Annotated in this window: 25 protein-coding genes; 8 read left to right on the forward strand and 17 right to left on the reverse strand. The window is 65.7% G+C overall.

Annotation, left to right across the window (positions count from 1 at the left end; all coding sequences use genetic code 11):
* Position 1: 1 nt before the first annotated feature.
* The gene (locus tag AC1D02_RS10120) at positions 2-1,144 is read right to left on the reverse strand and encodes a choice-of-anchor Q domain-containing protein (protein WP_477316323.1); all 1,143 of its coding nucleotides are present in this window, start codon (positions 1,142-1,144) and stop codon (positions 2-4) included.
* A 188-nt stretch (positions 1,145-1,332) separates the two neighbouring features.
* On the opposite strand from AC1D02_RS10120, the gene AC1D02_RS10125 reads away from it, so the two are divergent.
* Positions 1,333-2,166 (forward strand): aldo/keto reductase, encoded by an 834-nt coding sequence (locus tag AC1D02_RS10125; RefSeq protein ID WP_477316325.1) that lies wholly within the window; start codon positions 1,333-1,335, stop codon positions 2,164-2,166.
* 125 nt (positions 2,167-2,291) lie between these two features.
* On the opposite strand, the gene pepN is transcribed toward AC1D02_RS10125, so the two are convergent.
* Positions 2,292-4,931, reverse strand: coding sequence for an aminopeptidase N (gene pepN, locus AC1D02_RS10130; protein ID WP_477316327.1), 2,640 nt, complete (start codon positions 4,929-4,931; stop codon positions 2,292-2,294).
* Positions 4,932-5,055: 124 nt separating this feature from the next.
* Here pepN and AC1D02_RS10135 point away from each other — a divergent pair, with 124 nt between their 5' ends.
* Both AC1D02_RS10135 and AC1D02_RS10140 read left to right on the forward strand, forming a co-directional pair.
* On the forward strand, positions 5,056-5,394 hold the full coding sequence (locus AC1D02_RS10135; protein ID WP_477316329.1) for an ArsR/SmtB family transcription factor: 339 nt from the start codon (positions 5,056-5,058) through the stop codon (positions 5,392-5,394).
* The gene (locus AC1D02_RS10140; protein ID WP_477316331.1) at positions 5,387-5,896 is read left to right on the forward strand and encodes an SRPBCC domain-containing protein; all 510 of its coding nucleotides are present in this window, start codon (positions 5,387-5,389) and stop codon (positions 5,894-5,896) included. The genes AC1D02_RS10135 and AC1D02_RS10140 overlap by 8 nt, the downstream gene beginning before the upstream one ends.
* A 52-nt stretch (positions 5,897-5,948) precedes the next feature.
* On the opposite strand, the gene AC1D02_RS10145 is transcribed toward AC1D02_RS10140, so the two are convergent.
* From AC1D02_RS10145 to AC1D02_RS10160, 4 genes are all read right to left on the reverse strand, one after another.
* Positions 5,949-7,007: an alkene reductase gene (locus AC1D02_RS10145; protein ID WP_477316333.1), complete on the reverse strand. Its 1,059-nt coding sequence runs from the start codon at positions 7,005-7,007 to the stop codon at positions 5,949-5,951.
* 10 nt (positions 7,008-7,017) lie between these two features.
* Positions 7,018-7,314 carry an ArsR/SmtB family transcription factor gene (locus AC1D02_RS10150; RefSeq protein WP_477316335.1) on the reverse strand — a complete coding sequence of 99 codons (297 nt, stop codon included), beginning with the start codon at positions 7,312-7,314 and terminating at the stop codon, positions 7,018-7,020.
* Between the two features lie 87 nt (positions 7,315-7,401).
* Positions 7,402-7,761: a DUF1304 domain-containing protein gene (locus AC1D02_RS10155; RefSeq protein ID WP_477316337.1), complete on the reverse strand. Its 360-nt coding sequence runs from the start codon at positions 7,759-7,761 to the stop codon at positions 7,402-7,404.
* Positions 7,762-7,803: 42 nt separating this feature from the next.
* Positions 7,804-8,685, reverse strand: coding sequence for an EamA family transporter (locus AC1D02_RS10160; protein WP_477317147.1), 882 nt, complete (start codon positions 8,683-8,685; stop codon positions 7,804-7,806).
* Between the two features lie 148 nt (positions 8,686-8,833).
* Here AC1D02_RS10160 and sugE point away from each other — a divergent pair, with 148 nt between their 5' ends.
* Positions 8,834-9,154: a quaternary ammonium compound efflux SMR transporter SugE gene (gene sugE / locus AC1D02_RS10165; RefSeq protein WP_477316339.1), complete on the forward strand. Its 321-nt coding sequence runs from the start codon at positions 8,834-8,836 to the stop codon at positions 9,152-9,154.
* 50 nt (positions 9,155-9,204) lie between these two features.
* Here the strand turns inward: sugE and AC1D02_RS10170 are convergent, their stop codons facing one another.
* Both AC1D02_RS10170 and AC1D02_RS10175 read right to left on the reverse strand, forming a co-directional pair.
* A complete protein-coding gene (locus AC1D02_RS10170; protein ID WP_477316341.1) occupies positions 9,205-9,927 on the reverse strand; it encodes a substrate-binding periplasmic protein in 723 nt (240 codons plus the stop codon).
* 172 nt (positions 9,928-10,099) lie between these two features.
* Positions 10,100-11,062: a M14 family metallopeptidase gene (locus AC1D02_RS10175; protein WP_477316343.1), complete on the reverse strand. Its 963-nt coding sequence runs from the start codon at positions 11,060-11,062 to the stop codon at positions 10,100-10,102.
* 87 nt (positions 11,063-11,149) lie between these two features.
* On the opposite strand from AC1D02_RS10175, the gene AC1D02_RS10180 reads away from it, so the two are divergent.
* The gene (locus AC1D02_RS10180; RefSeq protein WP_477316345.1) at positions 11,150-12,313 is read left to right on the forward strand and encodes an acyltransferase family protein; all 1,164 of its coding nucleotides are present in this window, start codon (positions 11,150-11,152) and stop codon (positions 12,311-12,313) included.
* Here AC1D02_RS10180 and AC1D02_RS10185 read toward each other — a convergent pair.
* The 3 genes from AC1D02_RS10185 to AC1D02_RS10195 all read right to left on the reverse strand — a co-directional run bounded on the left by AC1D02_RS10185 (position 12,310) and on the right by AC1D02_RS10195 (position 14,405).
* Positions 12,310-12,738 (reverse strand): hypothetical protein, encoded by a 429-nt coding sequence (locus tag AC1D02_RS10185; protein WP_477316347.1) that lies wholly within the window; start codon positions 12,736-12,738, stop codon positions 12,310-12,312. The genes AC1D02_RS10180 and AC1D02_RS10185 overlap by 4 nt on opposite strands.
* 160 nt (positions 12,739-12,898) lie before the next feature.
* A complete protein-coding gene (locus tag AC1D02_RS10190; protein WP_477317149.1) occupies positions 12,899-13,771 on the reverse strand; it encodes a pirin family protein in 873 nt (290 codons plus the stop codon).
* A 34-nt stretch (positions 13,772-13,805) separates the two neighbouring features.
* Positions 13,806-14,405 carry an FMN-dependent NADH-azoreductase gene (locus AC1D02_RS10195; RefSeq protein ID WP_477316349.1) on the reverse strand — a complete coding sequence of 200 codons (600 nt, stop codon included), beginning with the start codon at positions 14,403-14,405 and terminating at the stop codon, positions 13,806-13,808.
* Positions 14,406-14,520: 115 nt separating this feature from the next.
* On the opposite strand from AC1D02_RS10195, the gene AC1D02_RS10200 reads away from it, so the two are divergent.
* Complete coding sequence (locus tag AC1D02_RS10200) at positions 14,521-15,438, forward strand: LysR family transcriptional regulator (RefSeq protein ID WP_477316351.1); 918 nt, start codon at positions 14,521-14,523, stop codon at positions 15,436-15,438.
* Here the strand turns inward: AC1D02_RS10200 and asd are convergent.
* Positions 15,435-16,283, reverse strand: coding sequence for an archaetidylserine decarboxylase (asd, locus tag AC1D02_RS10205; RefSeq protein WP_477316353.1), 849 nt, complete (start codon positions 16,281-16,283; stop codon positions 15,435-15,437). The two genes, AC1D02_RS10200 and asd, sit on opposite strands and share 4 nt — an antisense overlap.
* Before the next feature lie 114 nt (positions 16,284-16,397).
* Here asd and AC1D02_RS10210 point away from each other — a divergent pair, with 114 nt between their 5' ends.
* Together AC1D02_RS10210 and AC1D02_RS10215 are read left to right on the forward strand one after the other, a co-directional pair.
* Positions 16,398-16,703 carry a hypothetical protein gene (locus tag AC1D02_RS10210; RefSeq protein WP_477316355.1) on the forward strand — a complete coding sequence of 102 codons (306 nt, stop codon included), beginning with the start codon at positions 16,398-16,400 and terminating at the stop codon, positions 16,701-16,703.
* Positions 16,704-16,789: 86 nt separating this feature from the next.
* A complete protein-coding gene (locus AC1D02_RS10215) occupies positions 16,790-19,009 on the forward strand; it encodes a TonB-dependent receptor plug domain-containing protein (protein ID WP_477316357.1) in 2,220 nt (739 codons plus the stop codon).
* A gap of 6 nt (positions 19,010-19,015) precedes the next feature.
* Here AC1D02_RS10215 and AC1D02_RS10220 read toward each other — a convergent pair whose 3' ends face one another.
* The 5 genes from AC1D02_RS10220 to AC1D02_RS10240 all read right to left on the reverse strand — a co-directional run bounded on the left by AC1D02_RS10220 (position 19,016) and on the right by AC1D02_RS10240 (position 23,068).
* The gene (locus tag AC1D02_RS10220) at positions 19,016-19,858 is read right to left on the reverse strand and encodes an EamA family transporter (protein WP_477316359.1); all 843 of its coding nucleotides are present in this window, start codon (positions 19,856-19,858) and stop codon (positions 19,016-19,018) included.
* Positions 19,855-21,084, reverse strand: a complete 1,230-nt coding sequence (locus tag AC1D02_RS10225) for an MFS transporter (protein WP_477316361.1) — start codon at positions 21,082-21,084, stop codon at positions 19,855-19,857. The genes AC1D02_RS10220 and AC1D02_RS10225 overlap by 4 nt, the downstream gene beginning before the upstream one ends.
* A gap of 91 nt (positions 21,085-21,175) precedes the next feature.
* Complete coding sequence (locus AC1D02_RS10230; RefSeq protein ID WP_477316363.1) at positions 21,176-21,832, reverse strand: ribonuclease HI family protein; 657 nt, start codon at positions 21,830-21,832, stop codon at positions 21,176-21,178.
* Positions 21,833-21,904: 72 nt separating this feature from the next.
* On the reverse strand, positions 21,905-22,657 hold the full coding sequence (locus AC1D02_RS10235; RefSeq protein WP_477316365.1) for a hypothetical protein: 753 nt from the start codon (positions 22,655-22,657) through the stop codon (positions 21,905-21,907).
* A 159-nt stretch (positions 22,658-22,816) separates the two neighbouring features.
* Positions 22,817-23,068 carry a hypothetical protein gene (locus AC1D02_RS10240; protein WP_477316367.1) on the reverse strand — a complete coding sequence of 84 codons (252 nt, stop codon included), beginning with the start codon at positions 23,066-23,068 and terminating at the stop codon, positions 22,817-22,819.
* Positions 23,069-23,160: the final 92 nt, after the last annotated feature.

The raw sequence follows: 23,160 nt of genomic DNA on the forward strand, positions 1-23,160 counted from the left end.
CTCAATGCTGCCAGGCGCCGATGTCGACGGCGCCGCTGCGGGGCGCCCCCTTGAAATCGAAGGGCAGCGCGCGCGCGGCGTCGCCCTTGCCGATCGCCGGCGAATTGCTGGCCAGCCGGAAGTCGGGCGTGCCGGTGCGGTTGTAGGCCAGGAACTGCGGCGCCGCAGCCACCGAGGCCTTGGGCGACAGGCCGTTGGCCAGGCTCCAGTCGCCCGCCGAATTCTGGAACACCAGGTTATTGCTGTAGCTGTTGTGCTTTCCCGTCGCGCCGCTCTCCGTGATGCCGTGCTTGTTGTCGAACACGATGTTGTTGGCGACGTGCGTGTTGTCGTTCGGGCCGGCGGTGAAGAAGTAGTCGCCGCCGCCGACCAGGATGCCGTAGGTCGACGCCGTCACGGTGTTGTTCACCACCGTGACGTTGTTCGCGTCGCGCCACAGGTGGATGCCGGCGTATGCCGCGCGGTAGACGATGTTGTTGGCCACCAGCGCCGAGGTGTTGACGTTGATGCCCTGGATAGCCTGGCAGCCCGCCGGGCCGATGTCGTGCACGTGGTTGCCGACCACTTCGGCCTTGATCCCCTTGAAGTAGCTTTCGATGCCGATGCCGGCGCCGTCGGTGCTGCTGCAGGTGACGTTGGTGGCGATGTGGTGCACGTGGTTGTGGCGGATCGAATCGTAGGAGCCGCCGTTGTAGATCCCGTGCATCCACTTGACGCCGCCCTGGTAGGCGCTGCCATCGACTTCGAAGCCGACGATGTCGACGTAGCTGCCGCGGTTGTCCCAGCCGGTCGGGTTGGCGGAGCTGGCCGGCGGGACGATCTTCGCGCCGCCGCGCACCGTCGACACGTAATACACGCGCGCCTTGGCGGTGCCGTTGGTAAGCGTCTTGAAGCCGCCCGGATAGCTGCCGGGGGCGACGTGGATGGTGGTGTCGGGGAAGGCCGCCTGCGCGGCGCGCTCGATCGAGCGGAACGGCGCCGCCTCGGTGCCGACGGCGGTATCGAGGCCGGCGGGGCTGACGTACAGGTGGTAGGCGGTGCGCGGCAGCTCCTGCGTCTGCGCGGTGTTCTCTCGGACGCCGCAGGAGGTCGCCGCCGCGGCCAGTCCGATGCAGCCCAGCGAGCGGGTCACAATATGGTTCATGGGGTAATCCTCGCAACAAAATTCACTGGACAAGTTTGGACCATGGCAAAAAACGGGGAGGTCGAATCGATCAATCTTGATTTTGCGTTTGCTCAAGACTTGGGCCGGAAATCTATGGATGAGCCCAGCCGTTTGCCTTGGCGCGCGGGCTGCGGTATGGTGGACTTTTGACTCTGCGGGGATAGGCGATGAGAACACTGATGCTGCCCTCGGGACGGCCGATTCCCGTGCTGGGCCAGGGCACGTGGGGCATGGGCGAGGATCCCGGCCGCAAGCGCGCCGAGGCCGACGCGCTGCGCCTCGGCATGGACCTGGGCATGACCCTGATCGACACCGCCGAGATGTACGGCGAAGGCGGCGCCGAGGAAGTGGTGGCCGCGGCGCTGGCCGGGCGGCGCGACCAGGCTTTCGTCGTCAGCAAGGTGTATCCGCACAACGCCGGCAAGCGCGCGGTGCAGGCGGCGTGCGACCGCAGCCTGGCGCGGCTGGGCACAGACCGCATCGACCTGTACCTGCTGCACTGGCGCGGCTCGGTGCCGCTGGACGAGACGATGGAAGGGTTCGAGGCGCTGAAAAAGGCCGGCAAGATACTCGATTACGGCGTCAGCAATTTCGACGTGAGCGACATGCGCGAGGCCGGCGCAGGCGTCGCGGCAAACCAGGTGCTGTACAACCTGGCGCGCCGAGGCGTCGAATGGGATCTGCTGCCGTGGTGCCGCGAGCGTGGGGTGCCGCTAATGGCGTATTCGCCGCTGGAGTCGTCGGCGTCGGAGCAGGCCGGCTTGCTGCGCACGCGGGGCTTGGTGAAGGTGGCCGAGCGCCATGGCGTGAGCGCGGCGCAGGTTGCGATCGCATGGCTGCTGCATCAGGCGGGCGTGGTGGCGATTCCGAAGGCGGTGAAGCCGGCGCACGTGCGCGAGAATCGCGCCGCGTACGATATCGTGCTGACCGCGCAGGACATGGCGGATCTCGATGCGGCGTTTCCGCCGCCGCGGCGCGCCAGTCCGCTCGATATGCGATAAAAAATTGGGGTGAAGCAGGGGTTTAGTGAAGCGAAGCTTCGCTCCTGCGGAACGGTCGAGCCTTGCAAGGCTCGACTCCTTCCAGGTCCGCCGGACCTGACCCCGAGGTTGACGCTGCGGTTAGATCAGCTCTTCGGCGTCGTCATGGCCTGCTTGATCATCACGCAGCGCTTGTCTTCCTGGTGCGTTTGCAGCAGCGCGCGGCGGGTGCCGGCCGACAGGTCCTTGTACTGCGCCACCGCCGTCTCGAGCCGCTTGACGCTGGCCGGCGAGCAGCCCGCCGGAATCAGCTCTCCGTAGCTGCGCATGAACACCGGTCCGGCCGCCTTGTCGATCGCAGGCAGCCTGGCCAGTCGCTCGGCGGCGCTCTTTTCGCTCAGCGCGTTTTGTTCGACCGGGTACAGGTTGTCCATCGCGACCCGCACCTTGGAGAACGGTAGCGTGGTCTTCAGGTCGTGCACCTTGCCCAGCCACTCGCTCTTGACCGCCGGGTCGGGACGGGCCACGGTCGCGGCCAGCGCCGACGACTGCCCCGTATCCGACTTGTCGCGCGCCAGCTCGGCCGTCACCAGCTCGGCGCTGCCCGGGTAGGCGAAGCGGTTCAGGCGTTCGATGATCGACCAGCGCACGTCCTGGCTCACCGCCAGGCCTTCCACTTTCAGCTTGCCGTCGAGGAGGCCGGCGAGGCGGTCCAGCGCGCCCTTGCTGGTGGCCACGCCCATGTACATGCCGAACCAGCGGCGCTGGAAGTTGGTGTCGCCTTTGTTCGATTCGACGCCGGCCCAGGCCATGTCCTCCAGCGCCTGCGTGGTGGCGCGCGTGTAGGCGGCGTTGGCGTGCATCGCGTCGAGGTAGTACTTCGACGTCTGCATCATGCCGAGCACCTTGCCGAGGAGGGTGTAGTCCTTCTCGGCGCCGGCGTTGGCCAGCGCGGTCTTGAGGAAGTCGTTGAGCGGCAGGTGGCCGTCGCGCACGCCGTCCCACAGGCTTTGCCACAGCATCGAGCGAAGCAGCGGATCTTCCACCTGCGCCAGGCTGGTTTGCGCGGTGGCGAACGAGCGCTTGTCCAGCTGGACCTTGGCGAAGCCCCAGTCCTCGTAGTTCGGATAGACCAGGTCGGGACAGGCGCTGCCCACCAGTTCCGGCACGCGCGTGCTGGCGCCCTTGTAGGTGGTGGCGACGTTCTTCGCCAGGACCATCTTGCCGCCTTCGAGCTTGAAGGTGGCGACCTGCACGCGCTGCTCGCGCAGGGTCGGCAGGGCGGCGCTCGGCGCGCTCTGCTGCAGCGCGAAGCTGGCGATCTTGCCGTTGGCGCAGCTGTACCTGGCGGCGACCGTGTTCACGCCGGCGTTATACAGCCACTGCTGCGTCCACGGCCCGAGGTCGCGGCCGGCCGCTTCGCCCAGGCTGCCGATGAAGTCGTCCAGCTTCGCATTCTTGAAGGCGTACTTGACCAGGTAGTTGTGCACGCCCTTGCGGAACACTTCTTCGCCGAGCAGGTGGCGCAGCTGCATCAGCGTCGACGCGCCTTTCGCGTAGGTGATCGAGTCGATGTTGTCGAAGGCGTTGGCGGTCGACGGCACCGGCACTTCGATCGGGTGCGTGGTCAGCGACTGGTCCTGCATGTAGGCGCCTTGCTTGGCGCCCGAGTAGAACGACTGCCAGGCGTTCTTGAATTCGGTCGATTCGGCCGTCGCCAGCGTGCCCATGAAGGACGCGAAGCTCTCGTTCAGCCACAGGCCGTTCCACCATTTCATCGTCACCAGGTCGCCGAACCACTGGTGCGCCATCTCGTGCATGATCACCGAGGCGAGGCCCTGGCGCTGCGACTCGGTCATCGCCTCCTTGTACATGAAGCCGCGCTCGGCGAAGGTCACCGCGCCGGCGTTCTCCATCGCGCCGTACAGGAAATCCGGCACCAGCAGCTGGTCGTATTTCTCCCACTGGTAAGGGATGCCGAAGTATTCGTCGAAGAACGCCAGGCCCTGTTTGGTGTACTTGAACCAGTCGGCCGGATGGATCTGCGCCGCCACCGACTGGCGCGCGAACAGCCGCATCGGATATTCGGCGCTGCTGTCTTCCCATACCTTGTACGGGCCGGCGTGCAGCGAGAAGTTGTAGGGGCTGAGCTTCTTCGATGCCGGGAAGGTCCAGCGCTTGCCGGCGGCGTCGGGCGCCACGGCCGATTCGCGCCTGGTGGAGACGACCACCCAGTCGGCCGGCGCGGTCACGTTGACCTGGAAGGTCGCTTTCAGGTCGGGCTGGTCGAACAGCGCAAACATCTGGTGCGCGGCGGCCGGCTCGAAGTGCGAGTAGGTGTAGACCTTGCCGTCGACCGGGTCGACCATGCGGTGCAGGCCTTCGCCGTTGGTGCTGTGCAGGCGGGTGTAGTTCACCACCACCGTGTTGCGGCCCTTTACCAGGTCCTGCGGCTGCAGCGTGATGAAGAACTGGTTGTACTCGGGCGCCAGCTTCTTGCCGTTCACTTCGAGCGAGGCGATGGTCGCCTTATCGAGGTCGATGGTCAGCGGCGTGCTGTTGTCGGACAGGTCGAAGCTGATCTTGCTGGTGCCGCCGAACGACTCCTTGCCGGTCAGCGCGAAATCGAGCACGTAGTCGACGTTGGACACGCGCGCCGATCGGGCGGCCGCTTCGGCCTGGGTGATGTAGGTGTTGACGGCGCGCGGCACTTCGGCGACAGCGGCGCCGCTGGCGAGGGCGGCGGCGACGGAGAGGGCGAGGACTCGGCGGGTGAAGATTTTCACGGTGTTCCTTTTGTTGGGGGGGTGACGAAAGTGCGGGCCAGAATATCACGCGAATTGCGGAAAGAAAATCTTGACTTGATATGTATATCAACGTATTTTACCAACTGGTTAATTAGGGATCGCCATGGAACACGATCGACTCAGCATGACTTTCGCGGCGCTGGCCGACCCGACCCGGCGCGCCATTCTCGCGCGGCTGACGGCGGGCGAGCTGTCGGTGACCGAGCTGGCCGAGCCGTTCGAAATCAGCCTGCCGGCGGTGACAAAGCACCTGCAGGTGCTCGAGCGCGCCGGCCTGGTGTCGCGCAGCCGCCACGCGCAGTGGCGCCCGTGCAAGCTGGAAGCCGAACCGCTGCGCGCGGCCAGCGGCTGGATCGACGAGTACCGCAAATTCTGGGAGGCCAGCTTCGACCGGCTGGACGATTATCTTCAAGTTCTTCAACAGGAGCGCAACGATGAATGACAACGCCTCAGTCGACCTGCGGATCACCCGAACCTTCAACGCGCCGCGCGAGCTGGTGTGGAAGACCATGACGCAGGCCGAGCACCTGAAGCACTGGTGGGGACCGAAGGGCGTGCCGATCGACGTGAAGAAGTACGAGCCGCGGCCGGGCGGCGTTTTCCACTATTGCATGCACTTCCCGGGCGGGATGGATATCTGGGGACGTTTTTTGTACCGCGAACTGGTCGAACCGGAGCGCATGGTGTGGATCAACGGCTTCGCCGATGCGGAGGGCAACGCGATTGCCAATCCGATGAGCCCTGTGTGGCCGCTGGAGGTGCTGAATACGACCACGCTGGAGGAGGTCGACGGGAAGACGGTGCTGCACTTGCTGTCGCAGCCGTTCAACGCCAGCGATGCCGAGCGCGCGGCGTTCCTGGCGATGCATGCGTCGATGCAGGGAGGCTTTGGCGGCATGTACGACCAGTACGAAGAATATCTGGCCACGCTGCAGAAGGCGTGAGCCGGCGATAAACCCGGGGTCAGGTCCGGCGGACCTGACCCCATGTTCCTCGTTACGCTTGCAGTGCAGGGTAGTCGGTGTAGCCTTCGGCGCCCGGACCGTAGAACAGCTGCGGACGCGCCGGATTGAATTCGGCGTTCGCCTTCAGGCGCTGCGGCAGGTCCGGATTCGCGATGAACAGCTTGCCGAAGGCCACCGCATCGGCCTTGCCGTCGGCGATCAGCGCATCGGCGCTCTCGCGCGTCAGCTGCTCGTTCGCGATGTAGACGCCGCCGAATTCCTTCTTCAGCAGCGGCCCGAGGCTGTCGTCACCCACCGCTTCGCGCGCGCAGATGAAGGCGATGCCGCGCTTTTTCAGTTCGCGCGCCACGTAGCCGAAAGTCTCGGCCGGCGTAGAGTCGCCCATGTCGTGCGCATCGCGGCGCGGCGCCAGGTGCATGCCGACGCGGTCCGCGCCCCACACCTCAATGCAGGCGTCCGTCACTTCGAGCATCAGGCGCGCGCGGTTCTCGATCGAGCCGCCATAGTTGTCCGTGCGCTGGTTGGTGCTGTCTTGCAGAAACTGGTCGAGCAGGTAGCCATTCGCGCCATGGATTTCAACGCCGTCGAAGCCGGCCAGCTTGGCGTTTTCGGCGCCCTTGCGGAAGGCCGCGACCACGCCGGCGATTTCTTCGGTCTCCAGCGCGCGCGGCACCGGGTAGCCGCGCTCGGGACGCAGCAGGCTGACGTGGCCCTTGGCGGCGATCGCGCTCGGCGCCACCGGCAGGTCGCCGTTCAGCAGTGCGGGATCCGAGATGCGGCCGACGTGCCACAGCTGCAGGAAGATGCGGCCGCCCGCGGCGTGCACCGCCTCGGTGGTCTGCTTCCAGCCTTCGACCTGCTCGTCGGACCAGATGCCCGGCGTGTTTTCGTAGCCGACGCCCTGCGCGGTGACCGAGGTCGCTTCCGACAGGATCAAGCCGGCGCTGGCGCGCTGCTCGTAGTACTTGGCCATCAGCGCGTTCGGCACGCGCGCGCCGCCGATGGCGCGGGCGCGGGTCAGCGGCGCCATGATGATGCGGTTCTTCAGTTGCAGGCCGCCGATGGTGATCGGATCGAATAATGTCGTCATGTTGAATTCCTTAAAGTCCTTGGTGGATATGGGCAAGGAAAGCCTGGATGGTTTCCTCGTTGCGTTTGTAGAAGATCCATTGGCCGACGCGGCGCGAGGTAACCAGCCCGGCGCGCTGCAAGGTCGCCAGGTGGGCCGACACGGTCGACTGCGACAGCCCGGTGCGTGCGTCGATCAGGCCGGCGCATACGCCGATGGCGAGCGGGTACTCCTGCTGCGCGAAATTGGCCTCGGGGTCTTTCAGCCAGCAAAGAATTTGCCGCCGTACCGGGTTGGCCAATGCCTTGTGGATGATGTCGATGTCCATGGATCTATCGGGTTTCTTCGAATCTAATATCGTGATTCTACGATATATCCAGAAATGGTGCTGGCGACCGGAAAAACAAGGGGGCGCTTACGGGAAGTGGGCCAGGATCAGCGCGACCAGGGCCGGCAGCGCCTGGATGTACAGGATAGAGCGCTTGACCGTCACCGCTCCCAAGACGCCGGCGACGATCACGCAGGTCAGGCCATAAATCTTGAACAGGAACCCGACGTGCCAGTCAGGATGCAGCAGTCCGATCAGCAGCGCCGCCACCAGGAACAAGTTGTAGCAGCCCTGATTGGACATCGCCGGCGCCAGGATTTCGGCTTTCTCGGCCGACAGCCCGAACACCTTGCGCCCCTTCGTCTTGAACAGCACCGTCTCCAATAAAAAGAAGTACACGTGCAGCAGCGCGACCAGCGCGATCAGGACGTTGGTGAGGGTATGCATGACTGGCTCCGAATATTGTTATGGAGCACAGTGTACATGTGGTCAACGCGGCGCCATCGCGAATGCCCACAGGCGGCCGCCGAACTGGTTCAGCGCCAGGCCGCCCAGCACCAGCACGCCGGCGACGATTTTCCACCATTGCAGCGATTCGCCGAGGAACAGGGCGGCGCTGGCCATGCCCGCCACCGGCACCAGCAGCGAGAACGGCGCCACCGTCGACGCCGGGTAGCGGCGCATCAGCATCGACCACAGGCCGAAGCCGAGGATGGTGTTCGGGTAGGCCTGGAACAGCACGGTGGCGAGCGACTTCAGGCCGAACCGGCCGGCCGCCAGTTGCCACGCGGCGCCGCCTTCGACCAGCCATGAGGCCACCAGCAGCGGCGGGGTCGCCACCAGCGAGCCCCACACCACCAGCGACAGCGCATTCACCTGGCCCATCTTCTTGGTCACGATGTTGGCGCAGGCCCAGCACACGCCGGCCAGCACCACCAGCAGGAAGCCGATCAGCGTGGCCTTGCCCTCCAGGTGGATCGCCACCAGCGCCATGCCGCCGAACGCGACCAGCGCGCCGAGCAGCTGCGCGGCCCTTGGCCGCTCGCCCAGCATCAGCACCGCGAGGCCGATCGTAAAAAAGGCCTGCAGCTGGATCACCAGCGATGCCAGGCCGGCCGGCAAACCGAGCTTGATGCCGGTGAACAGCAAGGTGAATTGCAGCGCGAACTGGAACATGCCGTAGGCCAGCACCAGGCCGATCGAGGTGGCCGGGCGCGCGACGAAGAACACCAGCGGCAGCGCGGCAAACAGGAAGCGCAGCGCGGTGAACAGGATGGGCGGCAGGTCCTGCAGGCCGATCTTGATGACGACGAAGTTCACGCCCCAGATGCTGACCACGGCGAGTGCGGTGAGGATGTCGGCGGGCGTCATCGCGTGCTTCATGGGAGCGGCCTTCTGCTTGTCCGGTGGTCAGCGTGCGATTATCGCGCACATCGGCCGGGCTTGCTGGGCGCTGCCCGCTGTGCTAACGTCGCTGCAATTTTGCAGGGACGGTCCTGCCAACACCGGGGGCTGTCCAATGAGCTGGATCATTCTGTTTTTCGCGGGCGTGCTGGAAATCGCATGGGCGGTCGGCCTGAAGCACACGGCCGGCTTCACGCGATTGTGGCCGTCGGTGTTCACGCTGGTGACGATGGCCGGCAGCGTCGGCCTGCTCGGCCTCGCGCTGCGCCACCTGCCGCTCGGCACGGCCTACGCGGTATGGACCGGCATCGGCACGGTCGGCACCGCGGTGTTCGGGATGGTGATGATGAACGAGCCGGCAGGGGCCTTGCGCCTGCTGTCGATCGCGATGATCGTCGCCGGCATCGCCGGGCTGAAGCTGCTGACGCCGGCCTGAATGGCGGTGGCGACAAACCCGGGCATCGGGCCGCGGCCTGTGCTTACCGATTATTTGATGCGCGCCCAGCGCTCGTAGATGCGCGCCAGTTCGCCGCTGGCCTTGAGCTGCGCCAGCGCCTGGTCGATCATCGGCGCGACGGCCGGATTGGCCTTCTTGCTGGTCCAGAAATACACATAGTCTTCGTTGAATACCGCCGGCAGGATCCGCAGCTTGTCCTGCAGGTGCTCGACGCGAATCAGGTACTTGAGCGTGAACTCGCTCATGTAGGTGTAGCGGCCGTGGCCATGCACGGTCTTGCGCAGGTTGACCACGTTGTCGCCGGTGCTGTCGTCGACCTGCAGCCCGCGCGCCTTCAGCTGCCCGATGTAGGCGGAGCCGCGCGCCGTGTTGATCAGCGGGTGCAGCCGCAGCAGGTCGTCGAAGTTTTCGACCACCTGCGTGTCGCTGGCAACGGCGGCCAGGCGGTGGCGGATTTCGAACAGCGGCACCGTGGAGCGGATCGCGATGCGGCGGCGAAGCTCGGATTCCATCACGCCGCAGGCGGCCCAGCTGGTGCCGCGGTCCAGGGCGTCTTCGATCACCGGCAGGGAACGCGGGCGCTCGAATCCGATGAAACGAAGGCGCGGCTCGATCCGCTCGATGGCGGCCAGGAGATCCGGGCAGAAGCCTTGCGGAACCCCGCGATTGTCGATCCACTTGGGCGGAATGCTTTCCTGCGCCATGATCCGCACGGCGATCTGCCCGGCGCCGGCACTGGCAGCAAACAGCAAGGCGCCCGCAAACGCCGTCGCTCGCAGCAGAACATTTCCGTTGCCCAGAGTTATCATTGTTGTGGATAAGGCGCTATACAGCCGAGGATTGTCGCATATTCCAGAACGGTCCGATGCACGCTTATGGGGCAGGCGGCGGGAGGGGCGGGCCAGGCATTCCTGGCCCACGGGGTCAGGCGAAGTTCGGATTCGCCCTTGTGAGGTAGTACCACTCCTGGTTGGCGCCGGCGTTCACGTCCGGGAACAGGATGCGGCCATCGAGCTCGGACAGCACCGGCGTGCCGTCGGCGCGCACGCCGATTTGCGTGCCCTTGGTTACCGGGTCGAAGCTCGACCACTGGCGCACGAAGGCGTCGTCGGCGTGCATCTTGTCGTGCACCACCACCATCGACAACGCTTCCATCTGGTCTGCCGGCACGGGCGCCGGCGCCGGGGCGTCGATAATTTTTTGGAAGGCGAGCGTGTTCATGATGGCGCGGTACGCCACGTCCGGCGCGGCCGGATCCTTGTGCTGGCCGCATTCGAGCGTCAGCGCGTAGCCGCCGGTGCTGCGCATGAACTCCGTGGTGCCGACGCCGTAGCGCAGCACGGTTTCGAGTTGCGACTTGTCGCTCATGCGGCGCTGCACGCCGTCGCCGTAGGTGGCCAGCCAGCCGTCGACGAAGCGGCGCACGCCGAGGATGCGCGCCATCGCGCGTTCTTTTTCGGCGTGTTTGAACGGCTGCAGCGTGCCTTCGTTGTTTTGCGGGCCGACCATCACGAACGGCTCGCTCTGCGCGTTGAACGAGTGCAGGTCGAGCAGCACGTCGTGCTGCGCCAGCAGGGGGCACAGCCAGTTGGCGATCTGGTCTTCGAAGTCCTGCGGGTCCTCGTTCGGGAACAGGTTGCGGTTCAGGTTGCGCTCGCCCGAACGCTGCTCCAGCCGGTAGGCGAGGGGATTGGTGACCGGGACGAAGGTGACGCTGCCGTTCGCGATCAGCAGCTTGCCGCTGTCGATTTCTTCAATCACGCGCAGGATCGCCTTGGTGCCGCAGGTTTCGTTGCCGTGCACGGCGCCGGTGATGATCAGCCGCGGCCCTTTGCCCAGGCCAGTGTAGTTGATCGATTTGAATTGCAGGTCGCGTGCGATGGTCATTGCTGCCAGATCCATGAAAAATGTCGGTGCCGACATTTTATCGGGAAACGGTGGCGCGTGCGGAAAGCCCGTGGCATCATGCGCCGCATGACTATCCAGGCAACTTCCCAGCGCGTGCACGGCCTCGACACCCTGCGCGCGCTTGCGATCGTGCTGGTCGTGCTGCACCATTACGTGCTGTTCGTCAGCGGCGACGACACCTTCGGCTGGGTCGGCGAGGTGGGCTGGGTCGGCGTCGACCTGTTCTTCGCGCTGTCCGGCTACCTGATCGGCAACCAGATCTTCGGCGCGCTGCGCAGCCGGCAGGGATTCTCGCTTGGCCATTTTTACGGAAGGCGGCTGCTGCGCACGCTGCCTAACTTTTACGCGATCCTGGCGCTGTACTTCCTGTCGTCGTGGTTCCGCGTCGACAAGCCCTTGCCGCCGCTGTGGAAGTTCGTCACCTTCACCCAGAACATCCACCTCGAGCCGGGCACCGCGTTCTCGCACGCCTGGTCGCTGTGCATCGAGGAGCAGTTCTACCTCCTGCTGCCGGCCGCCGCGCTGCTGGCCGGCGCGCTGCGCGGCGGCGTGCGCTGGGGCTGGGCCGCGATCGCCGCCACGCTTGCCGCCGGGATGCTGGCGCGCGGCTTTCTGTGGCAGGACTTGGTCCATGGCCCGCTGGCGCAGCACAACTACTTCAAGTTCATTTACTACTCGTCGTTCTGCCGCTTCGACGAACTGGTGGCGGGCGTGGCGCTGGCGCTGCTGAAAAATTATCACGCCGGCGCGTGGCGGCGCCTGACCGAGCACGGCAACCTGGCGCTGGGCGCCGGCGCCGCGGTGTGCGCGCTCGCGTGCGCGCTGTTCCTGGCCGACCGCTACGCCTTCGCGGTCACGGTCGTCGGCTATCCGATGCTGGCGCTGGGCTTCGGCCTGCTGATCGTCGCCGCGCTCGGCGAGCGCTCGCTGCTGCGCACCGTCCGCGTGCCGGGCGCCGGCAGCCTGGCGCTGTGGTCGTATGCGATCTACCTGACGCACAAGCAGGTCTGCATCCTGGCGGCGCGGCCGCTGGCGGCATGGGGCTACGGGCCGGAGTCGCCGCTGGCGATCGGCGTGCTGCTCCTGCTGTCGGTGCTGTCGGGAGGGGTGCTGTTCAAGCTGGTGGAGACGCCATTCATGGCGCTGCGCGATCGCTACCTGCCGTCGAACCTGCGGACGGCGCCGGCAAGGGCGGGATCAGGTCCGGCGGACCTGAACCCGGGCGTTTAGCCGACGGCGTCGATGACGTTGTACGCCGCGAGCATCGCGCCGAGGTAACCGAGCACCGCGCCGGTGTCGTAGCCGCTGTTCTCGATCACGCCGCGCAGTCCGGGCACCGCTTCGAGCGTGTGCGGGCTGCGGTAGGCGTTGATCAGCAGCGTCACCAAGTCGACCGGATTGCCGCAGGAGCGGCGCATGCGCGTTTCGATCACCGACAACAGCGCGCGCTGCATGCGCGGCGTCGGATTGACGATGTGGGCGAAAATGAGCGGGGTGTTGGCGATCGACTCGCACAGCGAGCGTTCGATCCGCTCCGGCTTGAGGTCGGAGGCGATGTCGAAATAGGCGGGATTCCAGCGGGTGCGCGCGTACTGGTGGCCGGGCGGGAAAGAGTCGACCGTGTCGAATCCGCACTTGCGGCTGATCCAGGACATGAGGTCCGAAATGTTATCGAGGAGTGACATGGCGGCAGTGTAGCCGAAAAAATGGGGGTGTAGCAGGGATGAGCGAAGCGCAGCTTCGCCCTGCGAAACGGTCGAGCCTTGCAAGGCTCGACTCCTCCCTGGTCCTGCGGACCTGACCCCATCTGTGCACTTACGCAGCGAATTTACCAGCCCGGAAGTCCTCGACCGCCTGCTGCAATTCGGCCTGGGTGTTCATCACGAACGGCCCATACTGCGCGATCGGCTCGCCCAGCGGCCGTCCCGCGATCAGCAGCACCCGGGCCGGCTCGGCGGCCTTGATGCGCACGCCGTCGGCGCCTTCCGGATTGGTCAGGATCGCCATCCGCGCGCTCGGCACGCCTTTGTCCTCGACCGTCACTTCGCCCCTGAACACGTACAGGAAGGCGTTGTGCCCCGGCGGCAGATGCTGCTCGAAGCTCGCGCCGGCGGCCAGCTCGATGTCGAGGTAGACCGGCTCGGTGCCGTCACGCTGCACCGCGCCCTGCACGCCATGGCTGGCGCCGGCGATCACCTGCACCGTCGCTCCCGCATCGGTCGAAAAGCGCGGAATCTCCTGGTTCGGGATGTCGCGGTACCACGGCGCGCGCATCTTGTCCTTGCCGGGCAGGTTGAGCCACAGCTGGAAGCCTTCCATCAGGCCGTCGTTCTGCTCCGGCATCTCGGAGTGGATCACGCCACGCCCGGCCGTCATCCACTGCACGCCGCCGTCGGTGATCAGGCCCTCGTGGCCGGCGCTGTCCTTGTGCCGCATGCGGCCCTTGATCATGTACGAGATGGTCTCGAAGCCGCGGTGCGGATGCTCGGGGAAGCCGGCGATGTAGTCGCCCGCCTTGTCGCTGCCGAAGGCGTCGAGCATCAGGAAGGGATCGAGCCGGCGCTGCAGCGTCTGCGTCAGCACGCGGTTGATCTTCACGCCGGCGCCGTCCATCACGAACTGTCCGTTGACCACGCGCTCGACGCCGCGCGGCGTATTCACTCGTTCTGCTGTCAACTGCTTGCTCATCATGTTCTCCTTGAGTTGGCGGCGCCGGTTCGGCTTACGCCAGTGCTGCTTCGATGTCGGCGTCGGCTTGTGCCTGTGCCTTTGCCACTGCTTCCGGACCCATGCCATGGCCTTCCGAGTACACGAACGTCACGTCGGTCAGGCCGAGGAAGCCGAGGAAGGTTTGCACGTGAGGCACTTGCGAATCGCTGGCGCCGCCGCGGTGGATGCCGCCGCGCGACAGGGTCACGAATACCTTCTTGTCCTTCAACAGGCCTTCAGGGCCGGTCGCGGTGTAGCGGAAGGTCACGCCGGCGCGGGCAATCGCGTCGAACCAGGTCTTCAGCTGCGAGGTGATGCCGAAGTTGTACATCGGCGCGCCGATGACGATCACGTCGGCCGCCTGCACTTGCGCGATCAGGGCGTCGTCGAGGGCCACGCGCGCCGCCTGCTCCGGCGTGCGCTGGTCGGCCGGGGTGAACAGCGCGCCCAGCGCCGCTTCGTCGATCGACGGGTGCGGGTTGCTGGCCAGGTCGCGGCGCACGAGGGTGGCGCCCGGATTGTCGGCCAGCAGGCCGGCGACGATCTTGTCGTTCATGCGGGTGGACTCGGAACCGGTGCTGCGGGCGCTGGAATTGATTTGCAGAATGTTCATGTGGAGCTCCTTGGTGACTGATGTGAAACTACGATGAAGATCACTTTAACAGTCCCATAATCAATCCGGAAGACGCTACAATGGATAACATTAATCCGCTAGTGGGACAATGAAAATGGACGTCGAACCGAATGATTTGCTGCTGTTCGCCCGCATCGTCGAGAGCGGCAGCTTCAGCAAGGCCGCCTTGCGCGTCGACCTGCCGAAGTCGACCGTGTCGCGCCGCATCGCGCTGCTCGAGGCGAAGCTGGGCGAACGGCTGCTGCAGCGGACCACGCGCAAACTGATGCTGACCGAATTCGGCGAGAGCCTGCTCGAACACGCGCGCAAGGTGGTGGAAGAGGTGGAGGCGGCCGGCGCGCTGGTGCAGCACCGGCAGCAGGAGCCGAGCGGGCGGCTGCGCGTGTCGATGCCGAACGACTTCGCGAACCTCGGGCTGACGCGCGTGATGCAGGAGTTCATGGCGCGCTACCCGGCGATCACGCTGGAACTGGACCTGTCGCCGCGCCGGGTCGACCTGGTGGCCGAGAACTTCGACATCGCCATCCGCATGGGCGACCTGCCGGACGATTCGTCGCTGGCGGCGCGCCGCGTGGCGCTGGAGAAGGTGGGCCTGTACGCGTCGCCATCCTACATCGCCACGCGCGGGCTGCCGGAGTCGCCCGACGACCTGCTGAAGCACGACCTGCTGTGCCTGTTGAGCCGCAACGGCGGCGCTCAGCCCTGGGTGCTCACGCGCGGCAAGGCGCAGTGGGCGCGCGAGCTGCCGGCGAAGCTGACCGCCAATTCGCCCGACCTGCTGGCGCGCATGGCATGCAACGGGGCGGGCATCGCGGCCAGCTCGGACCTGTTCGCGACGTCGTTCATGCAAAAGGGAGAGCTGGTGCGGGTGCTGCCGGATTGGGACCTGCCGATGGTGACCGGGTGGGCGGTATTCCCCGGCCGGCGCCTGATGCCGGCCAAGACCCGCGCCTTCCTCGACATGATGGAAGGGCTGTGCTGCGAGGACGCGAAGAAGCGGCTGTCGGCTTAAGGGCGGTTGCCCATCATCTCGCCGAGGCGGATCGAGCGCTCCGGCGCCCACGCCGGATTGAACGAAATCGTGTTCGGCTTGAACAGCATGACGATGGTGGACCCGAGCAGGAAGCGTCCCATCTCCTCGCCTTTTTTCAGCACGATGTCCTTGTCCTGGTAATCCCACTCGGCGATGCGGCCAGGGCGGGTCGGGTTGACCACGCCGTGCCACACGGTCTCCATGCTGCCGACGATGGTCGCGCCCACCAGCGTCATGACAAACGGCCCGTGCTCAGGCGACTCGAACACGCACACCACGCGCTCGTTGCGGGCGAACAGGCCCGGAATGCCGCGCGCGGTGGTCGGGTTCACCGAGAACAGCGCGCCCGGCACGTAGATCATGCGCGTCAGGCGGCCGTCGCACGGCATGTGCAGGCGGTGATAGTCCTTCGGGCTGAGGTACAGGTTGGCGAAGGCGCCGTGCTGGAAATGCGCGGCCAGGCTGGCGTCGCCGCCGACCAGTTCCGCGGTGGTGAACTTGTGGCCCTTGGCCTGGAAGATCTGGTGGTCGTCGATCGCGCCGAACTGGCTGATGGCGCCGTCGACGGGGCAGATGAAATCGGCATCGGCCAGCGGGCGCGCCTGCGGCTTGATCGGCCGCGTGAAGAATTCGTTGAAGCTGCTGTAGCTGGCGATGTCGGGATTGACCGCTTCGTCCATGTTGACGCCGTACTTGGTGACGAACCAGCGGATCAGGTTGGTCGTCCACACGCCGCCCCTGGCGCCGGCGACGCGGCCGGCGAGGGTGGTCAATGCCTGTTTCGGCAGCAGGTACTGGGGCAAAACCTTGATGCGGTCGGACACGGTGTCAGCCTTTCAACTTAGACGATTGACAATTATAACGGTGCGCTGATGTAAGTCATAGTTTTCCAGCCGGCGCCGCTTGCGGTCGCGCCGTCATGGTCCTATGCTTTGGGGATGGAACAGCGGATCGCGAAGGTTGAGGATTTTGTCGTAGAGGCGCGAGATCGCCTGACGACCATCGAAACGCGCCTCGACCAGACCGCTACCAAGGCCGACCTCGCTGCGCTGGAAGCGAGGATGCACAAAGGTTTTGCCGAAATGATCCGGTGGGTGGTGGGAACGGCCATCGTGCTGGGAGCAACTTCGATCACCGTCATCACTTTCGTGCTCAACTATGCATCGCCTCCCAGGCAGACTCTTGCGCAGGTGCCTGCTCCGATAGTGATTCAGGTGCCGCCGTATCCGGAGCCGGCACGATAGTCCCGATCGATATGCATGTGGAAACAAAACATGCATATCAAAAATAGTTCTTCAATGCCAACGCAGCGCCGACGGATTCACGGACAATGGCGGCTTCAGCCATTTTCCGCCTCGTCGCCATGCCTTCGCCAAAGAACAATCCATTCCGCCTGACCGTCCTTGCCGCTGCTTTGGCCGCGGCGATGTCCGCCCACGCGCAGCAAACCGCGCCCGCCGCCAAGCCGCAGCCGGCCAAGCCCGCCGAGGAAAAGATCCAGCAAGTCGAAGTCAAGGGTTCGGCCGAGGCCTACAATCCGCGCCGCGACGACACCGCCAGCAAGATCGTCGTCAACCACGACGAGATCGTGAAATACGGCGACACCAACGTGGTCGATGTGCTCAAGCGCCTGCCCGGGGTGACGGTGAGCGGCGCGGCCGGCCGCAACGGCGCCGAGGTGCGCATGCGCGGGCTGGGCGCGGGCTACACCCAGATCCTGCTCAATGGCGAGCGCGCCCCGGCCGGCTTCTCGCTCGATTCGCTGTCGCCCGAGGTCATCGAACGGATCGAAGTGCTGCGCGCGGCCAGCGCCGAGTACTCGACCCAGTCGATCGCCGGCACCATCAACATCATCCTGAAGAAGGCGATCAAGAAGGCGCAGCGCGAAGTGAAGCTGGGCGTGGGCGGCGGCCAGGGCTTCGTCAATCCGAACGCCAACCTGCAGATGTCCGACAAGGCCGGCAAGCTCTCGTACTCGCTCACCGCCAACGCGTTCTACCAGCGCTTCGACCGCGAATCGCCGGTCATCGAAGAAGTGTCCGACCTCTCGGGCCATCCGCTTGGCTATCGCAGCACCGCAACGCGAGACAAGGGGCAGTTCACCGCCATCAACATCAGCCCGCGCCTGAACTGGACGTTCGATAACGGCGACACGCTGACGTCGCAGACCTTCATCAACATCAACCGCTTCAGCATTACCTCGAATGCCGCGACCACGACGAAGCTGGGAAGCCCGCCGCCTTATCCGCTGGCGATGGTGATGATGTCGAACGAAAACGAATTCTTCCGCACCGACCTGAACTGGGTCCACAAGATGGATTCCGGCGCCAAGTGGGACATCAAAGTCGGCGGCCTGGTCGGAGGCCTCGGTAATGAGCTGCATCAGCTGGGGTCCGGCGGTCCGTCGAACATCCAGCCACTCGATTTGCAGGTGCACACCAGGGGCACCGATCACGGCGTCAATACGACCGGCAAGTTCTCGACGCCGATGTTCGAAGGCCATGCGCTGTCGATGGGCTGGGACGGCGGCATCAGCACGCGCGCCGACGCCCGCAAGCAGGATGCGCCGTTCAGCGACGAGCACTTCGACTCGCGCGTGACCCGCATGGCCGGCTACGCCCAGGACGAGTGGAACGTCACGCCGCGCTGGTCGGTCTACCTGGGCGCGCGCTGGGAAGGCATCCGCACCGTCACTTCGGGCACGTCGTTCGCGACGGCCGAATCGACCAGCAGCGTGTGGAGCCCGGTGTTCCAGACGCTGTACAAGCTGCCGGGCACGAAGTCCGACCAGGTGCGCTTCGCGGTGACGCGCACCTACAAGGCGCCGAGCACCCAAAGCCTGATCCCGCGCCGCAACGTCAGCGTCAACAACGACGAAGCCAATCCCGACTTCCAGGGAAATCCGAACCTGAAGCCTGAGCTGGCCCTGGGATTCGATGCGTCGTACGAGCACTATTGGGGCGAGGGCGCGCTGTTCTCCGTGAGCGCATCGTCGCGCCGCATCAGCCAGTACACCCGCAACGACATCGTTCCGATCGACGGTCGCTATGTCCAGATGCCAATCAACGACGGCGAGGCCAATACCCACGGACTGGAGGTGGAAGCCAAGTTCCCGTTGAAGTCGGTGATTGCGACCGCGCCGGCGCTGGACCTGCGCGCCAGCATTAGCCGCAACTGGTCGACGGTCGATTCGGTGCCGGGCCCGAACAACCGCCTCAATTCGCAGACGCCGCTGTCGGCGACCTTCGGCGTCGATTACAAGGCCGGCGCGCTGACCACCGGCGGCAGCTTCGCGTTCAAGAACGGCGGCCCGGTGCGGATCTCCGCAGACCAGTACGGGTACCAGTCGGTGCGCCGCGACCTCGAGGTCTACGGCTTGTGGAAGTTCAGCCCCGCCAACCAGCTGCGGGTAGCGGTCAACAACATCCTGCACCAGGACTTCGTCAACCAGACCACCTTCGTCAATTCAAAGGCCGGCACGGTGACGACCCGCACCGGAATCAATCCGGGCGTGGTGGTCCTGCGCGCAACGATGGAAATGAAGTTCTGATGTGCGCTACGCCAGCCGCATCGCGACCGCCCCGCAGGCGACCAGCGCGATCGCGGCCAGGCGTTGCGGGCTGATTTTCTCGTGCAGCACCAGGGCGGCGATCGCGGCGGCGAACAGGATCGACGTCTCGCGCAGCGCCGCCACCGCCGCCACCGGCGCATGCGTCATCGCCCATAACGCGATCGCGTACGAGCCGATATTGGCGGCGCCTCCCAGCAGCATCACTCCCACGTTCATTCGCGCGTAAGCGACGATCTGGCCGGGCCGGCTCTTGCCCGCCCATACCAGCAGGCCGATCGCGGTCAGCATGAAGATCCACATCGTGTACGCGATCGGCGAGCCGGACTTGCGCACGCCGGCGCCGTCGATCAGCGTGAACGACGCGATCATGCAGGCGGTAAGCAGCGCGAACATGGTGGTGCGGCCCGCGCCAGGCTTGCGCGAACGCGCGGTGAAGAACAGCGCCAGGATGCCGCCGCAAATGCAACCGGTCGCTATCCACTGCGCGACGCCGAGCCTTTCGCCAAGCACCGGGCCGCTCGCCAGGGCCACCAGCAAGGGGGCGCTGCCGCGCATCAGCGGATACGCATGGCTCATGTCGCCGTCGCGGTAGGCGGCGACCAGCAGCGAGTAATAGGCAAGCTGCGTTACCGTGGACACGGCAATGTACATCCAGCTTTCCTGGGCGGGCGCGGGAAGGAAGGGCAGGGCGATTGCTGACAGCAATCCGCCGCCGCCCGCCACCAGCACGGTGACCAGGAAGATGTCCGGACGTGATTTGACGAGCGCGTTCCAGCTCGCGTGCATCAGCGCCCCGAACAGCACCACGCACACTACCAACGTACTCATTTTGAACGATTTCGGAAGTAGCGCCGCGCCACGACGATGGCGACCGCCTGCATCGCCGCGCACAGGAAAAACGTCGTGCCGACTCGCCAGTCCTGCGGCGGCAGGTGGCTTGCGGCGCCGAGGATCGCGGTGCCGACCAGCGGCATCACGATGACTCCGAGGCTGGAGATCGACTGCAGGGATCCCATCAACTCGCCTTGCTGGCCGGCGGCGGTTTCCTTGGAGAGGATCGATTGCAGGGCCGGGCCGGCTGCGAACGCCAGCAGGTTGCACAGGATGAAGACGTACATCATCCAGCCCTGGGTGGCGAGGCCGTACAGGATGTAAGTGATGGCGCCAGAGAGAAGGCCGAGCAGCGACAGGCGCACTTCGCCGAAGCGGTGCATCAGCACGCCGAGCAGGCCGGCCTGCACTACCGCGGCGGACACGCCCACGCAGAACAGCGCGATGCCGTTTTCGCGCGGGGTCCAGTCGAAGCGGAAGATGGTGTACAGCACCCAGGTCGATTGCAGCGTCATCTGCGCAAACGTCATCAGCGCGTAGACCACGACCAGGCCACGAATGTCGCCGCGTTTCAGCAGGCGGACAAGGGCGCCGAACGGGTTTATCCGCGCCAGCGAAAACGCGGCGCGATTCTCGGCCGGCAGCGACTCGGGCACGGCGAAATAACCGTACAACAGGTTGGCCGCCGACAGCGCTGCCGCGACGTAGAACGGCAGGTGCAGGCCGACGCTGCCCAGCAGGCCGCCGAGCATCGGGCCGCAGATGAAGCCCAGGCCGAAGGCGGCGCCGACCTTGCCGAAGCTTTTGGCGCGGTTGTCCGCGGTGGAGATGTCCGACGCGTAGGCCGAAGCGACCGACATGCTGGCCGAAGACATGCCGCCGATGACGCGGCCGATGAACAGGCATGCCAGGTTCGGCGCCCATGCGGTCGTCAGGAAGTTGATGCACATGCCGGCCATCGACACCATCAGCACGGGACGGCGGCCGACGCGGTCGCTGAGCGCGCCGAGCATCGGCATGAAGATGAACTGCATCAGTCCGAACGTCGCCGACAGCACGCCGAACCACAGCGCCTGCTGCTCGCGGCCGGCGACGAACTCCCCCACCAGCAAGGGCAGCACCGGCACGATCAGGCCGATGCCCAGCATGTCGATGAAAACGCAAACGAGGACGAAGTTCAGGTTGCCGGCGGGCGGACGGGCGATCGCGGAGCTGCTGGTCATGGGGTGGGGCTCGATTCGGATGAGCTTGTATCTTACCACCGGGGTCGGGTCCGCCGGACCTGACCCCGGTTCCGCGAGCCGCGACAATTCTTCATGGGTGCGTTCTTGCGAGCTGCGACAGGGCGTCGGCATCGGCATTCTTATGTCGGGGGATCCAGCGAACCGCCACGTCGCGCAATTGGCCGATCAGCGCGAGCGCGGCGTCGCGATAGTCAAGCAGCGAGACCGCCGCTTTCTCATCGGGGCCATTCAGGTCGTCGATCACCACCTTGCTGTCGCCGTAGATTGTCAGGCCGTGGGCGTTGCTGCGCACGGCCGCCTCGAGCAGCGCGATCAGGGCGCGATATTCCGCTTCGCTGCTGTTGCCGTGGCCGGCAGGGCGGGAAATCTCGATCTTCTCGCCGTCCGGACCTTTAAGCAGCGCGCCGATGCCGCACTCTCCCGGATTCGGATGCGCCGAGCCGTCGAACCACGCGCGCCACGCGGTCGGCGCGCCGTCGTGCCTCGCCTGGCGTCGGGCCAGCACGCCGGCGCGTGCGGTTCGGCGCGCGGCCGCGCGTTCGGCATTGGCGGCCTTAAGCGCAAGGCGGGACGCGACCAGGGTCTCGAGGGAGTCCGAGCCGGCGCTTGCCAGCATGGTCTCGCGCAGCGCCTGCTCGGGCGTGCGGGAGTTGCGCACTTCGAGCCTGCGGCTGGCAGTCAGTTCGGATTTGAAGGCGGCGGACAACAGGCTGGCGAAATCGGGCATCCGCGCAGGATACCCGTTTTGAAGGAATCGCGTCATCGAAAAAAGGCGCCGAAGCGCCTTTTCTATGCCGCGTTAATTGCGGTACGGGTTGTTGGGACGGGAGTCGCGGTTGTTCGGCACACCGTCGCCGTCGCGATCCCGGTCATAGCGGTTCGGAACGCCGTCGCGGTCCTGGTCGCGGCGGCCATGCTCGTAGCGGTCGGGGATGCCGTCGCGGTCACGGTCGCGGCCATGCTCGTAGCGGTCGGGGATGCCGTCGCGGTCGCGGTCACGCCCGCGCTGGTTCCAGCGCGGCTGCTCGAAGAACCAGCGGCCGTCGCGCTGCACCCAGACCGGCTGCGAGTACACGTAGCCCGGACGTTCGGCGATCCAGATACCCGGGACCCATTCATAACGGTTGCCGCGCCAATCCCAGTACCCCGACTGCCACACATACCCGTGGCGCGGGCGCGGGATGCGCTCGTAGCGTGGCGCCGGCGGTGCGATGCGGATTTCGTTATAGGCTGGCTGCGCGACCGGCTGCCAGCCGCCCGTCACCAGGCGGTAGCCGCCGCCGTCGCGGACCCATTCGCCGGGGCGATAGTGATAGCCGCCGCGTTCAGGCTCCCAGTGGCCGGCCACCCACACGTGGCGGCCGCCGTCCCAATTCCAGTAGCCTGGTGCCCAGACGTAACCGTGGCGCGGCGCCGGCACGCTTTCGAAACGGGGCGCCGGCGGCGCGGTCTGGATGACGACGTTGAAGCCGGACTGCGCCAGTGCCGGCAGCGGAACCCAGGCAGCGGCGCCAAGGGTGATCAGTGTTGCGAATGCGAGTGTGCGTTTCATTTTGGTCTCCGTTTTTCAAAAGCCTGCAATTCAATATAACAAGCTGATGCGGCCTTGCGGAGATTTGATTAATTTGCTTACAACTGAAACAGGTCGCGCCCAATTCGATGTGCGCCAACGTACGGATGGGGCGCGCTGCCAGGCAGCGGCCCGTCCCGGTCAGATGCTGCTGCGCGGTGCGTCCTGCTTCGCCAGCAGGCGCTCGTCTTCCAGCGAACGCTGCTTCTCGATTGCGCTCATGCGCTTGGCGGGAACCGACACGACGGCCATCCTCGACGGCGTCGCCACGCTGCTGTCGATGATCTGCGCAGCAGGGACGGCGGCTTCGGTCGGGGCCATGAGGTTGGCGGCGGTGACCGTCACACCGAGGGCCACGGCGAAAACGGCTTCGAAGTTTTTGAGGACGTTCATGGTAGTTCCTTTCAGTGTGGCGTTGCGATGACTCCAATGTAGGCAAAGGCCCGCGCGGTCGCCAGCCGATTGCGACGAGGCGCGGATTTGGC

The organism is Massilia sp. P1_C10 (assembly GCF_056406475.1).

Coding starts and splice junctions, on each gene's coding strand:
- AC1D02_RS10120 (WP_477316323.1), bottom strand. CDS start 1,144: ATGAACCATATTGTGACCCGCTCGCTGGGCTGCATCGGACTGGCCGCG.
- AC1D02_RS10125 (WP_477316325.1), top strand. CDS start 1,333: ATGAGAACACTGATGCTGCCCTCGGGACGGCCGATTCCCGTGCTGGGC.
- AC1D02_RS10135 (WP_477316329.1), top strand. CDS start 5,056: ATGGAACACGATCGACTCAGCATGACTTTCGCGGCGCTGGCCGACCCG.
- AC1D02_RS10140 (WP_477316331.1), top strand. CDS start 5,387: ATGAATGACAACGCCTCAGTCGACCTGCGGATCACCCGAACCTTCAAC.
- AC1D02_RS10145 (WP_477316333.1), bottom strand. CDS start 7,007: ATGACGACATTATTCGATCCGATCACCATCGGCGGCCTGCAACTGAAG.
- AC1D02_RS10150 (WP_477316335.1), bottom strand. CDS start 7,314: ATGGACATCGACATCATCCACAAGGCATTGGCCAACCCGGTACGGCGG.
- AC1D02_RS10155 (WP_477316337.1), bottom strand. CDS start 7,761: ATGCATACCCTCACCAACGTCCTGATCGCGCTGGTCGCGCTGCTGCAC.
- AC1D02_RS10160 (WP_477317147.1), bottom strand. CDS start 8,685: ATGACGCCCGCCGACATCCTCACCGCACTCGCCGTGGTCAGCATCTGG.
- sugE (WP_477316339.1), top strand. CDS start 8,834: ATGAGCTGGATCATTCTGTTTTTCGCGGGCGTGCTGGAAATCGCATGG.
- AC1D02_RS10175 (WP_477316343.1), bottom strand. CDS start 11,062: ATGACCATCGCACGCGACCTGCAATTCAAATCGATCAACTACACTGGC.
- AC1D02_RS10180 (WP_477316345.1), top strand. CDS start 11,150: ATGACTATCCAGGCAACTTCCCAGCGCGTGCACGGCCTCGACACCCTG.
- AC1D02_RS10185 (WP_477316347.1), bottom strand. CDS start 12,738: ATGTCCTGGATCAGCCGCAAGTGCGGATTCGACACGGTCGACTCTTTC.
- AC1D02_RS10190 (WP_477317149.1), bottom strand. CDS start 13,771: ATGAGCAAGCAGTTGACAGCAGAACGAGTGAATACGCCGCGCGGCGTC.
- AC1D02_RS10195 (WP_477316349.1), bottom strand. CDS start 14,405: ATGAACATTCTGCAAATCAATTCCAGCGCCCGCAGCACCGGTTCCGAG.
- AC1D02_RS10200 (WP_477316351.1), top strand. CDS start 14,521: ATGGACGTCGAACCGAATGATTTGCTGCTGTTCGCCCGCATCGTCGAG.
- AC1D02_RS10210 (WP_477316355.1), top strand. CDS start 16,398: ATGGAACAGCGGATCGCGAAGGTTGAGGATTTTGTCGTAGAGGCGCGA.
- AC1D02_RS10215 (WP_477316357.1), top strand. CDS start 16,790: ATGGCGGCTTCAGCCATTTTCCGCCTCGTCGCCATGCCTTCGCCAAAG.
- AC1D02_RS10220 (WP_477316359.1), bottom strand. CDS start 19,858: ATGAGTACGTTGGTAGTGTGCGTGGTGCTGTTCGGGGCGCTGATGCAC.
- AC1D02_RS10225 (WP_477316361.1), bottom strand. CDS start 21,084: ATGACCAGCAGCTCCGCGATCGCCCGTCCGCCCGCCGGCAACCTGAAC.
- AC1D02_RS10230 (WP_477316363.1), bottom strand. CDS start 21,832: ATGCCCGATTTCGCCAGCCTGTTGTCCGCCGCCTTCAAATCCGAACTG.
- AC1D02_RS10235 (WP_477316365.1), bottom strand. CDS start 22,657: ATGAAACGCACACTCGCATTCGCAACACTGATCACCCTTGGCGCCGCT.
- AC1D02_RS10240 (WP_477316367.1), bottom strand. CDS start 23,068: ATGAACGTCCTCAAAAACTTCGAAGCCGTTTTCGCCGTGGCCCTCGGT.